The following is a 14,156-nucleotide window of genomic DNA, read 5'->3' as shown; positions in this document are numbered from 1 at the left end:
TAACATAAATTGTACCATGAATAAAATATCCATAAAGTCCATTTTGTTACATTTGATAATTCTCTGTACAATCCCAGTATATGCGCTTGATCTGTCCAATGCAAATACTTCACTCTCCGATATTTTTTTCAATTATATAGATAAAAACGAAGGAACTACTTCATTCAGATCGCTCAACATACCTTCCGGCGGAAGAGCCGAAAGCATGGGAACCGCATATACTGGGTTGGCGAGCGACATCGCTTTTTTCGACTACAATCCGGCTGCAAGCTGCGTACTTGAAAACACGGAAATTTCGGTAGCCCACAATGCGTGGATAAGCGATTCGGCGGTTGAAACCGTCGCAGGAACCGCTCGTATAGGCAATCTGGGATTCGGAGCGCAAATAAAATGCTTTTACGTTCCGTTTACGGAATACAATATTTTCGGCGAACGCGTAGCCGGAAGTTATTACAGCGAAACCACGGCGGCTGTCAATGCGTCGTATAATTTTCTTGCAGGATATTATTTTAAAGGAATTGCGACGGGCGTAAATATTAAAGGAGCTTGGAGAAGCATTCCCGATTATACCGATAACGACACGAATAAAATCATAAAAGGGTCGGGACTTTCTCAATCGGGAGCCGCATTGATGGCGGACTTCGGCGTGCTCTTACGCTTTAATTTAGCAAAATTTTATTCTTCGCGGGAACCGAACCTTAGGCTGGGATTGAGTCTTATGAATTTAGGAACGGCTTTTACGGGATTCGGGCCTAAGGGTAAAATCACAAGGGACGATCCTTTGCCGTCCAAAATATCGGTGGGAATTTCATACCAATTTATGGATCCCGTCATAATTACGGCCGATTTCAGACAGCCGATAAACTTGGAAGATCCGCTTAAATCCGAAAAATGGTCGGCCGGCACGGGCGCAAGCATAAGGTTTACAAATTTCTTTTCATTTATGACGGGCTTTTTGATTCAAGGCGCAAATCCGCGCATAAGCGCGGGAAGCGAATTTAAAACCGGAAAGGTCATCATGAACGTGAACTATACTTTCGACCTTACGACGTCTCTCAATCCAGTAAACCACATAAGTTTATCGGCCAAACTTGATCTGGGCGACCGCGGAAGGGGAAAGATAAGAAGCGAAGTGGACGCATTGTACTCCCAAGGGCTTATATATTATGCTCAAGGAAATATGCAGGGGGCTTTCGAAGCATGGCATAAAGCTTTGGATCTTGACAAGGGCTTCGACCCAGCACGGGAAGGCCTCAAAGCGGTTCAAACGTCACAGAATCTATCCGATTACATAATCAATATACAGTCTTTGGATTAAGACTCATCAAAAGCCCGGCAGATTGTTCGACAGACAGATCCGATCGATTTACGATCGGCCGATTCGCCCGTCCGTACTGTTATTTTTTTCTGCTGAATATACGGTAATTCATCCACGGGAAAATAGAATGTTTTCTTTCAAGGTTTGTCAACCATTCGGTACTTACAGTATTTGACCCCAACGAATCGAATACGGTAGTAAAAGAGGCGATGCATTTTTTAAAAAACTCTTCAGCGTAATCAGGCTCGTTTTCTTCCTGAATCATATTTGCCCATTCGCTCGACTGTGCCAAAAGCACTTCGCGGGCGCCTAAATTGAGAAGCCGCGCTTTTAGTCCCGTATCGCTGGGGAACCTTCCGGCAAGATCTATCATGCGCTCGGTTGCCTTTCGTACGTAGCGCATCATCCAGCTGTTCGAGCTGTCCAAAAGGTTTTCTCCGTACCCGTATCCGTAAGCCGCGCTGGGATACGGAACAATCTTTTGGAGTTTTAAATCCGACGGTAAAAGATCCGATAAATTTGAAATCACCACCCCTATATCGGCAGCCGAACGTATTATCGTTTCAAGCCAATACGCGCCTTCAAGCCAATTCGTGCCTATGTCGTCCGCTTTATATGCACAGACAAGGGACAGTTGTGGAACGGAAATTTCCTTTTCCGCCGCCTCCAAACGGCTTTTCTTTTTTTGTAAAAATTGCAGAGCGTCGGCTTCCGCACGGCTGTAAGCCGCTTGAGGGTCATACACGCCGCGACTATTATTGCCGTTTTCTTTTGATTTCAGGTCTGATCCTGCAGTGTTATTCCAATAGCAAAATCCTGTAGCCTGACGAGCCGTTTCCGGCAATCCGAACGCTTTAAGCTCGTCGATAGAAAGTTCAAAACCGGCGTCTTTTTGAGTATTGCAGTAAACTCCCGCACTTCTAAACGAGCCTTCGCCTGCAATATGATTTTCGGTGTCTCGACCGAAAACGGACAAAGAATTATTACAACGCACCGGAGTAAATAAACCGTTTAAGGGTTCCGTCTCGGAAAATAACAATCCCTGAGAATCCAATACCGTATATTGAAAACCGTACGAACGAAGATTATTTTCAAGTCCCTTTGTATAACCCAAATAAGGCAGCCAGAATCCCTGCGCGGATTGGCCGAAAAAATATTTTTGAGCATAAAGGCCAGTCTCTATCTGCGCGCTTACCGCTTCGGGAAGATCGACGTAATACGGTAAAAAAATCGGGGTAGCCGTAGTAGCAAGAATTTCCAAAAAACCTTTTGCGGCATATGCGGAAAAATGCTTAATTAAATTTTGCTCGTATTTTTCGGTAAAATCAAATCTGTCCTGCTTTGCCTTCGCAAGAAAAAACTTTGCGGCCGCAAGAAGAGATTCGCTGTATTCGCAGCGTTTCATCTCTTGCATACCGAACGCAATGCGCCGATCCAACCATTCGATGTATTTTTCCTGTATTACAGGATCAGACAGCATCGTACACAACGAAGGCGAAAAGACCATCGAGATCTTAAACTTTACACAATCCCGCTCCAGAGATTCGAACATGTTTAAAAGAGGGATATATGTGCCCGATATCGACTGAAAAAGACCTACAAAATGCGATTCGCTGTTTTTATGATCCAACGGGATATATATATGTTGCGCATTAAGGACTATAGAGATATTCTTTTGTGCCATCAAATTCTCCCGTTTATTCCATAAACGACTGTCTGTGCTTTGCGTAGTGAATGCGCAACAAGTCATTGACGCCCGAAAGTTCCATAACCGGTGAAAACTTCATAATTCTTCCCGGTCTGGATTCGGAAAGAGCCTTACAGCCGTGAATAAGTTCTATTTTTTTAGAAGACGCAAGAATATTTATATTGTGACCGTCGGATAAATAAATAAAATCGACGCGCATTACGTTTTTTCCGGAAGGAATCAAAATATACTGTTCCCGATCGGAGAGTGAAATTTGTATGTCAAAAGAATCGGAAGGCTTCTTATCGTTAAAATTTTCATAAAAAGAAACATGAAGGTGACAGGGGCCTATCTTTGATTGCCGTAGCATGGCAAGGTCTTCATCGCTTATATCCCAATAAACGAACGCCCATACGGGATTTCTAAGTATTACGGTAAGAACGGTTTCATTATAACCGTCAGGCAAAGTATAGAATTCTTCACCGGATAAAATATCCAATGAAATTATCATTTCATTCTTTTCTTTGCTATTGTTTATCTCTTCGGCAACTTCAAGAAGTTCGCCTATAATAAAACGCCTGTTTAAACCTTCGGGAATATCAATATCATAATCGTAGGCCAATGCAACAAGATCGGATGAAGATAAAGTTTCAAGATAGTGTCTTGTCAAAAAGGGCGTTTCCATATTTATGCTATTAATCCATAAAAACATAAATTTAGTCAAGCGGCCGGACATGTGTGTCAGCAGAGATGTAACAGCAACGGGACATGAAAACACGAAAGACACATAAACACCATCCGCAATCTTGCACTGCAAAAACGAATTGCGAAACAAGGCTTCTTATATTTTCAATTTAATTTTTTACAATAAGATCCGATCCAACCTTATCAAACGGGAAAATAGGATGTATGAGATTTTTATAATCAAGTTCCTCCAAATATTGATATGTTGCCCCCTGAGATACCGCCATTAGAGCAAATTTCGAATACGGCCGCAGTTGAGAAAATAAATAACCTTGCTTTAAAACGATAACATCGTAATCACATAGCGGAGTCTTTGCATAATCAAAATGTTTGGCAGTGATAAAAGAAGTTGCAGTATTTGAAATTTGAACGTCCAATTTATCATCTATTTGTATAGTAAAACACTTTCCGCACACATCGTCAAAACAGTTTAAATATCCCAACAAATCTCCTTCGCTTTTCAATATACCGTTAATTGTCACAGGAGTTGATGTGACATCGCGGCCGGTTCCTACTGTAAGAGAAACATGAGTCCCAATTTTTTGACTTTTACAATATTCAAAAGCTTTTAAATCGTAAATTGGTGTTATCAATATCCTTTTAGAGTGACGTTCTTTAGACGACAGCGCCAACCTAAGGATCTCCGTTCCTTCGCCGATTGCTCCGCCCGTAGTATTATCGCCCGAATCAGCCAAAAAAACGGGAAATTCCTTTTGCTCCAATGCAAGCTTTAAAGCTTTTTCGGGCTTTAAGGCCGGCACTTCAAAATTAAATTCGGAAACATAAGAAAACACAAGATTGGCAAGATCATCACAATAGTCTCGTGCTTTTTGCGTATCAGCAGCCGTTTTAGGATTGACTATAACGGACATTCTACTATTTGGAACATCGCACCACGGCTCTCCCATAAAGACGCTTGCGGAAAAAACACCGTCTTTGCTGCTTATCTCTTGTACTCGCTTCATAATTAAATTTAAAGGATACTTTTCTGTAAGACCTTTTTCTCCCGATATTATGGCGGGAATTAAGCTTATCTGAGGCACCACTTTTTCTTTGCTTTTAATTAATTCTACGAGCTGACAGGCAACTTCGCGTTCCGATTCCGGCTGATCATGGTGAGGAATAGTATGATACCCGCGAATGATATTAACGTAATCACATATTTCCGCATAATTATTAGCATGTGCGTCTAAAACCAGACCGATCGGTATTTCTTTACCTAAAAGATCTCTGATTTTTTTTAAAAGCACCAACTCTCCGGATCCGATATTTTCAACTTCCATAGAACCGTGCAAATGTAATAAGATTCCGTCAAGATGATCGGCCGTTTTTAACGAAGCCAACAATTTATTGGCATAATACCAATAGCTTTCCTCTTCCAAGACACCATTAGGAATGGTAGAAGCCATAATAGTAGGCCATGTCTCAACGTCGACGCTGTCAAAATAGTCCTTAACATGCATATATTTATGAACTTCAGCGCCTTCCGCAAAGTTAAATTGCTCCTTCTTTACCAGATCGCGATTAAAAGTATTGCATTCCAAATAAAACAATCCTACGGCTATCTTCATATTAATAAATCTCCCGTAATTTTATGATTTTTTCTTTTTCAATTTAAACCGCGATTGGTTGGCATAAACATCCATACATACGGCAAGCAATAGGATGAAACCTTTGACAAACATTTGCAAATATGAAGATACGTTCATAAGGCTCATCACATTATCGATACATGCTAAAATGAATACTCCCATCACCACGCCGGAAATACGCCCTACACCGCCAGACATACTGGTACCGCCGATACATGCGGCCGCTACCGCATCAAGTTCAATCAGATTTCCGCTCGTTGCAGTAGAACCTCCAAGCCGTGCGGAAATAATTACTCCGGCCACGCCGTATATGCATCCCATATACAGGTATGATTGAAAAACTCGTTTTTTTAATTTTATTCCCGAAACGGCGGCAGCTTCAGGATTCCCGCCGATAATATAAATGTGCCTTCCGAAAACAGTTTTATTACTGATGAAAGCCGTAACGCCTACCATTAACATTGCAAAAAACACACACATCGGTATGCCGTAATATCCTAAAAACACCCATAGCATCACGCCGCCCAAAACAATAATGGCTGCCAAGTTTGCCGCAAGCTTTCTAACACCGCCGTACCATAATTTCATCTTATTATACGAATATAAAGTATAAAGAATGCCTATAAGCATAACGGCACCGATTATCAAAGCGCTTATTGCAGGAGGAATATATCCTTCGCTTAACCAAGCGAAATTTTCAGGGATCGGACCTATTGTCGCCGCATCCGTCCATGTATAACCTATACCTTTGAACATCAATTGAGAAGCAAGCGTTCCGATAAACGCAGGAACTCCGATCAATCCCACAAATATGCCGTTAAACGCCCCCATCAATAAGCCGATAAGCATTGCCAAAAATATCGATAAGTAAAGGTTCCATTTAAAATTAACAACGAACATCGATACGCAAACACTTACAAAGTATACGGCAGCTCCACCGCTAAGATCAAAATTTCTTTCAATGAGCAGGATCATCAATCCGCAAGCAACTATCATTAATACGGATCCCTGCTTCATTAACAATGTCAAATTTCGAACAGATGAAAATACATTATTTGTCCAACTGTTAAACAATAATAACATCGCAATAATTCCGATAAACATTCCAATAGGTTTAATTAATTTTCGATATTCCAAAAATTTGCTCATACTACACCTCGTTTAAGCCCACTGTTGCGTACCATAATACTTTTTCTTTATCCAAATTTTTATTTTCCAAAATTTTTACAATCTTCCCCTGCCTGACGATCATAATTCTGTCGGCGATCCCCATAACCTCCGCGATGTCAGAAGAAATAAACAAAATAGATTTACCTTCACTTGCAAGTTTATCCAATATTGAATAGATTTGACTTTTAGCTTCTACATCGATTCCCTGAGTAGCCTCGTCAAGAATAAGTAAAGGAGTTTCGGCGGATATCAATCGCGACAAAACAACCTTTTGCTGATTACCTCCGCTTAACGTATTGACCAGCGCGCGCATGGAATTCGTCTTAATTGAAATGGCATTGATTTTATCTATAGAATTTTTAATTTCTTTTTGCGAATCAATAACTCCGTATAAAGAAAAGCGATCCAAGGAAGATGCGGATATATTATGAGTAACCGATTGACATCCTATTATTCCTTCTCTTTTTCTATCTTCGGGCAAAAGGCTTAGACCGTTTTTTAATGCGGCTGCAGGACTGTGATTTTCAATAATTTTACCGTTCATTCTTAATTCATATTCGACATTACCTTTCCATGAACCTATGATCCCTTGTGCCATTTCGGTGCGTCCTGATCCAACAAGCCCGTAAACCGCAAGTATTTCACTTTTTTTTATGTCAAAAGAAACATTATCTACAATCTTTAATCCCGGTATTTTTTTGCTGTATACGTTTAGATTCTGTGCTTCAAATAATATATCACCCGGAGTATGCGTCTTTTCAGGATAATAATCTTTTACGTCACGCCCAACCATCAATGAAACTATTTCCTTTTCGGTTATTTCTTTTGTCGGTCTGGTTTCAATAATCCGCCCGTCTCGCATTACCGTTATCATATCCGAAATAGAAGCAACCTCTTCCAATCTATGCGAAATATAAATACAAGCGACTCCTCTCTCCCTTAACTCTCGAACTTTTCTAAAAAGAAGTTCGCTTTCATCGTTAGACAAAGTTGCCGTAGGTTCATCGAGTATCAAAACTTTTACTCTGTTAAACATCGCTCTTGCAATTACGATCAGCTGTTTTTGAGCGATTCCTATCTCTTTAACAAGCGTTGCAGGGCTCAATTTAAGTTCAAAATCATCCAATATTTTTTGCGCATCGCTCATCATTTTATATTGGTCGACCAAAGCAAATTTTGTAGGTTGATTTGAAATGAACAAATTATCCGCAACGGTCATTTCATTAACCATATTGAGATCTTGAGGAACCAAGGCGATGCCTTTTGCTTCCGCATCTAAAAGTGATTTAAACTGACAAATTTCTCCATTTAAATAAAAATCACCTTCATAAGTACCGTATGGATACACGCCTGAAATCATTTTTATAAGAGTCGACTTTCCGGCTCCGTTGCCGCCTACAATTGCGTGAATTTTTCCGTCTTCAATATCAAGACCAGCCTTATCGACAGCCAATACACCCGGAAACCGTTTTGACAGTTCTTTAAGCGAAATTATCTTGGAACACAATTCAAACCTCCACAAAGCGGATGTCTGCTTTTATGCAGACATCCATAGCTCATTTGTTAATTTCCAAAAATTTCAGCTTCGGTAGCCCATCCTTCAGGAGCAATCTCTTTAAGCCACTTGCGAAGATTGGTCTTAGTAATCGGAACGACATCGACAAGCAATACGGGAATATCAAAACCGCCTATTTTCTGAATTTCATCGGGAACAAGTTTTTCACCTTTTGCAAGTTTTACGGCAGCCTCGACCGTTCTCTGATCGCCGGAAATAATATCAGTCCATATGCTCATTGTCATAACACCCTGATTTATCAACTTAGCGGCAGATACTTCAACGTCCATACCGCACAGGAAGGTTTTTCCGTCAAGTTTTGCGGCTTTAATTGCAGGTACAATTCCCATAGCAACACTGTCTGCGGAACAGACAAAGGCTTGGATATTGTCGTGATTGGCGCTCAAAGCATTTTCAACCGTTTTTAAAGCTTTTTCCGGCGACCACGCTTCGTGAAACTGATTTGCAACTATCTTAATATTAGCGTTCTTTGCTGCTACCATATCGTATCCCTTACTGATTCGCTGCGCTACGGCGCTGCCCGGATCGCCTTTGACAAGCACAACATTTCCGCCTTTGGGGCCGATAAAATCGATAGCGGATTGTAATTGCAGTTGACCGACTTTTACATTATCCCTATCAACATTAAGTTCTACTTGAGCGCCTTCTACAGTATTATCAAATGTTATAACCGGTATACCTTCTTTCCGTACCTTTTCAACAAGATTAACCATGTTTCCGCTTACAACATTAAGAATAAGAACATCTATTCCCTGAGAAATCAAATTTTCTACCTGATTAGCTTGCTTAGTTGCATCATAATTCGCATATTGAAAAATAATGTCTGCGCCCAACTCCGCCGCTTTATTCTCCATTATCTTTTGATCAAATTTAAAGCGATATTGCGCCTGAGACGCCAGAGCCACACCGATTTTAACTCGTTTTGAACCGGATTCCTTACCGCCGCCGGCAAAAACAAAACCTCCGACAAGTGCAATTGCAAGTACGCATGTCAAAAATTTCTTCATAAAAAATCCTCCTATAAAAACGGCATACGAGGAAATTTCGATTTCCGAGAATGCCGTTTTCGTGCGCTCTTTGCGCACAGTTATAATACGAGTTTTCGAAAGAAAACTCGAAATTAAATTGAACGACGCTATTTCAGGCGTTCAATTTAAACCTCCTTAATTATCATGAATAACTAATTAGTTTTTTTGAACATTACTTTGGGATTTAAAACAAACGGAAAATAAACGCCTGTAAAATTACACATAGGCAATAAACTGTCATCTACATTTATCCCGAGCAGTTCTCTCATTTTCGTTTGCCGACGTAAAATTCTCGCATACATTTCAGGATATTCTTTATTGATTTCACTCCGCAAATTTTCATCCGCAACGATTATCGTATCTTCACATATAGCGCTCATTACGGGATCGCTGCTGCTTGCAATCATATCGCTTTGGAAATACGATCCCGAACATATTTTATATTTTGAATTTTTATAAAATGGAGAATTAACCCATTCATCCGTAGCAGTATTATGGCCCGGGTTCAATGCAACATTAAACCTTGCGTCTCCTATGATCCTCATTACCTTATCATAAACAATTCCGGCAGACTCATTAACTTTTACGCTCTCAAGCCAAGTCGCCACGGCTTTCCAATATTCCATGTAGAAATCTTCTACCTGCTCTTTCAGTTTGGGATTGCAAGACTCGATGTCATAAGCGGCAATCGCATTTCTTGAACACAAGCTGCCTCTTATTGCATAACAGATGCCGCAGACTTCTCCTACACGCAGTTTTGTGTCATCACCACTTCTAAGACCGATAGAAACATTTTTCGGCCCGAAATTTACCAAACCGAACATTGATATCGGAGAAAAATCAGCCCTGCCGTATTGCGCAGCCTCGCATTCGGTAATTCCTTCCCTAAGGTTACATATAATTCTTTTTACAACTCCACAGCATTTTATTGCTTGATATTCGACCCATGCAACTTCTTTTGCAGTTGTAATTTTAAGTCTTATACCCCTATCGAGTCCCGTTAAAACATTGGTATAGTTTATGATATTGTCTTTATCGCAGACATTATACAGGGTCTTCATAATATACTCGGGAAGATCAAAAATATGCTTTTCGTCTTCATAAAAATACTTATAACCGACAACACCTATTTTAGACTTTTTATTTAACCCGACGGACTTCAGCACGGAGTCCAAATCATTGCTCTTATTTCTCGGTTGGCCTTGCAGGCTAAAATTTTGATATAGATACCTTTTAATTTCATACGGAATTTGAAAACTGTAAGCATATCCTTCATTACCTGTAACGATGCTTTTTTCACCATCACGAGAAATAATTAGCAAACCTTCTTCAAATCTGCAATCATAGCTCGAAAAGTACTCAATATTTGCAAAATGTTCTCTGTCTCCATAAATAACAACAAAATCAAGTTCATCATATTTAATTTCTTTCAATAAGCGGCCAATTCTTACTTTATAATCTTTTTCTTCAAAAACTGGCCGTACCACATTCTGCTCTTCAAAAAAGAAAGAATCGGTGTCGACGATTTTAACGCAAGACATAAAAACTCCCTTCAACTGTCAATTATTTTCTTCCACGATGAAATTAATTATAAAAAAACTTTATGTAATTATATTAAAATGAAAAATTTGATCTGTCAACTAAAAAAAATCGTTAATGTGGTAATGCAAACGGAAAATAAATTACTTTTCATTCCGCAACTTTTTGATTAGAAATTTTTATTATTTTTATATATACTATATGGCAGAAAGTTGTACCGAAAAAGGAATTTTAATTGAAAACTTTACTAAAAGCGCAAGATCAATCAAACATAAAATATAATAATATCGCTATTGTCATGGAAGCGTTAAGATCACCCTTAAACTTATCTAGAAGTGAAATTGCACGATTTTTTAAAATCAGCCCTTCAAGCGCGACAAGAATCGTCGGAGATTTGATTAATAATAAAATGATCATAGAAACCGATCTTAGCATATCTAATGGATTAGGACGAAAGGCAACACAGTTAACCATAAATAAGGCTTTTGCAAATTACGTAGGGTTTGAAATAACCGATAAAATAATAAATGCATGTGTTATAGATTTCTGCGGAAAAATAATCTCAAAATCTGAAAACTATTATGCAAAAGAAAGTAATAACATAACTATTCTGCTCAATGCTTTAAAAGAAACTTACCATAAATTATTAAAAACCGGCAAAATTAGAAAATCAAAAATCAAGGGGATCGGCATCGGAATAGTAGGAGTAGTCAATCCGATTACAGGCGACAGCATATACAGCGACTTGCTCAAGTGGGATAATGTACCGATACGAAAAATCGTTGAAGACGCATTTCATCGTCCCGTAGTCGTCGACAATGATATAAAGTGCGCCATAAACGGGGAAGTCTTCGAATATTCATCTTTAAAGCTTCAAAATGTTTCTTTAATAAGTTTTGGACGCGGCGTCGCCGCCGCAACAATATACAACGGAAAATTATTGAGAGGGAATACCAACGGGGCCGGAGAAATCGGACACACAATAGTCGACTATTCAAATACACAGATTTGCCATTGCGGAAGGAAAGGATGCGCCTCCGCCTATCTTACGGAAGAAGCGACAATCGATTTTGCAAAAAAATTTGATCCTTCAATTTCTTCCTTAGACGACATACAGACTGCGGTACTGGCAGACAAACCTTGGACACATGAACTGATCGACAGGATCAGCACGTATATGTCGGTTCTAATTTGTAACCTTATCTGCTACCAAAACCCGGAAAATATAATTTTAAGAGGAATGCTGTTGGAGAAAATACCGTCGCTGAGAACTATTGCATTAGACAAATGTGCAAAACAACATTTTCCTCCGCTCCGTGATACCGCAAATTTTCTTCCGGATAAATTAAAACAAAACGCCGTATGCGTTGGCGCTGCGATAAACGCGTTAAAAGAGCACACAACCAGAGAGATAAAAATAATTGCCGATATGTAAAATCCGGCTACCGTCTTATCAGACGGCCGTTTAATCCTTTTAAAGATTCATATTTTGATCATTCCGCAGTTTAAACGATATGATCTGGGAGTTGTGCCGTACGCTTCTTTGAATTTCTTATAGAAATATGCGGCGGAACAAAATCCCAGATTTTCGCTTATTACAGCGATCGGAACATCGGTATGCGACAGCATATGCGCTGCAATCCGCAAACGCTTCATATTATAGTACTGCAGCGGAGTATAATTTAAGTATTTTTTAAAAGTCCTAATTATATGTTCGCTGCTCAAACCTACTTTGGCAACTATATTACAAAACCCCTTCCCTATCCTATTCGGATCGTCAAATTCAACGATCAGTTTTGAAAGCCAAACAGGCAGGTTGGTATAGCTCGGAGCAGAATTGTTTTTTAAATTTATTACATTGTGCAAAAGTTCCACCAAAAGCCATCTCAGATGGCTTTTTTCAAAATCAGGATTATCGGATATGATGGGGGAAAGTTTGGACATTTCATTATTTAAAAATTCCAAATAATTGGGAGACAGATGATAAACACTGTCTTTGTCTTTAAAAAATTCTTCATCGCTCATGGAATAAAGATATTCTGAAACTTCATTCATGGTAGATTTTAAAAAGGCAAGATTTATATGTTCGGACTCTACGTCGGCGATCGCAATCTTGCTGTGTATGATTCCGGGCCGCGTAAGGATGAGATCTCCGGCATTTAATTTATACCGCTTCCCTTCATGAGTCATTATAAACGAACCTCTAATGAGCAGTGAAAATTCATAAAAATTGTGGACTTGCGGATATTCTTTACTGTTGATTGCGAATCTCAGCGAATAATTAGCTTCTCTTTTTAAATCAATCGCTTTTTCGTCGTCTATCCTGCTGATCATAATATCAATATAGAGTAATAAATTCTCATTGTAAATCCTTTTTTATGTATAAAACTGCAATATTATATAAACAGAGGTTAATAAATGAAATTAGGAATAGGTTTATATCGACACATGCTGGACAGCGAACATTTCCGATTTGCGCGGCAATTGGGCTGCACGGACGTAATAGTTCATCTTGCCTCCTATTATTCTAAAGAAAAAGGCGTTGTGACGGCGACTGATGAAAAAAACAACTATGGAAATTGCGATACAAACGATCCCGTATGGACGCTCGACGGCCTGCAAGACCTTAAAGCCGCGGCAGAAAAAGAAGGAATCAATATCTACGGAATAGAAAATTTCAATCCGTCAGACTGGTACGACGTACTTCTAGACGGCCCTGAAAGAAAAACACAGATGGAAAAACTAAAGACCATCATCCGTAACGCAGGCAAAGCCGGTATTCATAACTTCGGATACAATTTCAGTTTTGCCGGCGTATGGGGACATCAGAGGCTGCCTGTGGCCAGAGGAGGCGCCGTAAGCGCGTGTTTTCATGCGTCCGATTTGGATATCGATTCTCCTATTCCGGACGGCGAAATCTGGAACATGACATACAAGCAGGGAGAAAAAGGAAAGTTTGTAGCTCCCATCACCCGCGACATGCTATGGGATAGGGTTAAAAGATTCATTGACGAGCTTCTACCGGTCGCCGAAGAAGCGAAGGTTGCGCTTGCGCTTCATCCCGACGATCCGCCGATGCCGGAATTAAGACAAACCGCTCGTTTGGTATTTCAACCCAAGTATTATGAAAAACTCATAGGCTTGAATAAAAGCCCCATGAATCAGCTGGAATTTTGTCTGGGGTCCATTCAAGAAATGAGCGAAGGCAACGTCTACGACTGTACGGACAAATTTTCAGCGGAAAACAGGATAAGCTACGTTCATTTCAGAAACGTAAAGGGACATGTTCCCGACTACGACGAGGTTTTTCTTGATGAAGGCGATATAGATATGTTTAGAATTCTTAAAATTCTAAAGAAAAACGGATTTAAAGGACTTCTCATTCCCGACCACACGCCGGAAATGTCTTGCCCCGGAGCATGGTATGCGGGCATGGCCTATGCCATAGGTTATATGACCGCAGCTCTCAAAACGGTAAACGAGGAATAAAAGTTTACATGGA

11 protein-coding genes are annotated in these 14,156 nt (G+C 39.8%); 3 read left to right on the top strand and 8 right to left on the bottom strand.

Annotation, left to right across the window (positions count from 1 at the left end; genetic code table 11):
* Positions 1-16 precede the first annotated feature (16 nt).
* Entirely contained in the window at positions 17-1,318 is a 1,302-nt protein-coding gene (locus HRQ91_RS05015) for a UPF0164 family protein (protein WP_210120542.1), read from the top strand.
* A 79-nt stretch (positions 1,319-1,397) separates the two neighbouring features.
* Here the strand turns inward: HRQ91_RS05015 and HRQ91_RS05010 are convergent, their stop codons facing one another.
* From HRQ91_RS05010 to HRQ91_RS04980, 7 genes are all read right to left on the bottom strand, one after another.
* Complete coding sequence (locus tag HRQ91_RS05010; protein WP_210120541.1) at positions 1,398-3,002, bottom strand: 1,4-alpha-glucan branching protein domain-containing protein; 1,605 nt, start codon at positions 3,000-3,002, stop codon at positions 1,398-1,400.
* A 13-nt stretch (positions 3,003-3,015) separates the two neighbouring features.
* Positions 3,016-3,690 (bottom strand): DUF4912 domain-containing protein, encoded by a 675-nt coding sequence (locus HRQ91_RS05005; RefSeq protein ID WP_210120540.1) that lies wholly within the window; start codon positions 3,688-3,690, stop codon positions 3,016-3,018.
* 169 nt (positions 3,691-3,859) lie between these two features.
* Positions 3,860-5,320, bottom strand: coding sequence for a M81 family metallopeptidase (locus tag HRQ91_RS05000; RefSeq protein WP_210120539.1), 1,461 nt, complete (start codon positions 5,318-5,320; stop codon positions 3,860-3,862).
* Positions 5,321-5,341: 21 nt separating this feature from the next.
* Positions 5,342-6,490, bottom strand: coding sequence for a sugar ABC transporter permease (locus tag HRQ91_RS04995; protein WP_210120538.1), 1,149 nt, complete (start codon positions 6,488-6,490; stop codon positions 5,342-5,344).
* A 1-nt stretch (position 6,491) separates the two neighbouring features.
* A complete protein-coding gene (locus HRQ91_RS04990; RefSeq protein ID WP_210120537.1) occupies positions 6,492-8,018 on the bottom strand; it encodes a sugar ABC transporter ATP-binding protein in 1,527 nt (508 codons plus the stop codon).
* A gap of 56 nt (positions 8,019-8,074) precedes the next feature.
* Positions 8,075-9,094 carry a sugar ABC transporter substrate-binding protein gene (locus HRQ91_RS04985; RefSeq protein WP_210120536.1) on the bottom strand — a complete coding sequence of 340 codons (1,020 nt, stop codon included), beginning with the start codon at positions 9,092-9,094 and terminating at the stop codon, positions 8,075-8,077.
* 173 nt (positions 9,095-9,267) lie between these two features.
* Entirely contained in the window at positions 9,268-10,656 is a 1,389-nt protein-coding gene (locus tag HRQ91_RS04980) for a hypothetical protein (RefSeq protein WP_210120535.1), read from the bottom strand.
* A gap of 233 nt (positions 10,657-10,889) precedes the next feature.
* On the opposite strand from HRQ91_RS04980, the gene HRQ91_RS04975 reads away from it, so the two are divergent.
* Positions 10,890-12,089, top strand: coding sequence for an ROK family protein (locus tag HRQ91_RS04975; RefSeq protein WP_210120534.1), 1,200 nt, complete (start codon positions 10,890-10,892; stop codon positions 12,087-12,089).
* A gap of 47 nt (positions 12,090-12,136) precedes the next feature.
* Here the strand turns inward: HRQ91_RS04975 and HRQ91_RS04970 are convergent, their stop codons facing one another.
* On the bottom strand, positions 12,137-12,988 hold the full coding sequence (locus HRQ91_RS04970; RefSeq protein ID WP_210120533.1) for a helix-turn-helix domain-containing protein: 852 nt from the start codon (positions 12,986-12,988) through the stop codon (positions 12,137-12,139).
* 84 nt (positions 12,989-13,072) lie between these two features.
* Here HRQ91_RS04970 and HRQ91_RS04965 point away from each other — a divergent pair, with 84 nt between their 5' ends.
* On the top strand, positions 13,073-14,143 hold the full coding sequence (locus tag HRQ91_RS04965) for a mannonate dehydratase (protein WP_210120532.1): 1,071 nt from the start codon (positions 13,073-13,075) through the stop codon (positions 14,141-14,143).
* Positions 14,144-14,156 lie beyond the last annotated feature (13 nt).

Origin of the sequence: Treponema parvum, from assembly GCF_017893965.1 — a bacterium.
GTDB lineage: Bacteria > Spirochaetota > Spirochaetia > Treponematales > Treponemataceae > Treponema_D > Treponema_D parvum.
The sequence above is the reverse complement of the archived record's forward strand: the minus strand, read 5'-3'. Positions and strand labels throughout refer to the sequence as shown.

Bases quoted from the DNA above. Each gene is read 5' to 3' on its own strand.
- HRQ91_RS05015 (WP_210120542.1), top strand. From the start codon at position 17: ATGAATAAAATATCCATAAAGTCCATTTTGTTACATTTGATAATTCTC.
- HRQ91_RS05005 (WP_210120540.1), bottom strand. From the start codon at position 3,690: ATGGAAACGCCCTTTTTGACAAGACACTATCTTGAAACTTTATCTTCA.
- HRQ91_RS04995 (WP_210120538.1), bottom strand. From the start codon at position 6,490: ATGAGCAAATTTTTGGAATATCGAAAATTAATTAAACCTATTGGAATG.
- HRQ91_RS04970 (WP_210120533.1), bottom strand. From the start codon at position 12,988: ATGATCAGCAGGATAGACGACGAAAAAGCGATTGATTTAAAAAGAGAA.
- HRQ91_RS04965 (WP_210120532.1), top strand. From the start codon at position 13,073: ATGAAATTAGGAATAGGTTTATATCGACACATGCTGGACAGCGAACAT.
- HRQ91_RS05010 (WP_210120541.1), bottom strand. From the start codon at position 3,002: ATGGCACAAAAGAATATCTCTATAGTCCTTAATGCGCAACATATATAT.
- HRQ91_RS04985 (WP_210120536.1), bottom strand. From the start codon at position 9,094: ATGAAGAAATTTTTGACATGCGTACTTGCAATTGCACTTGTCGGAGGT.
- HRQ91_RS04980 (WP_210120535.1), bottom strand. From the start codon at position 10,656: ATGTCTTGCGTTAAAATCGTCGACACCGATTCTTTCTTTTTTGAAGAG.
- HRQ91_RS05000 (WP_210120539.1), bottom strand. From the start codon at position 5,320: ATGAAGATAGCCGTAGGATTGTTTTATTTGGAATGCAATACTTTTAAT.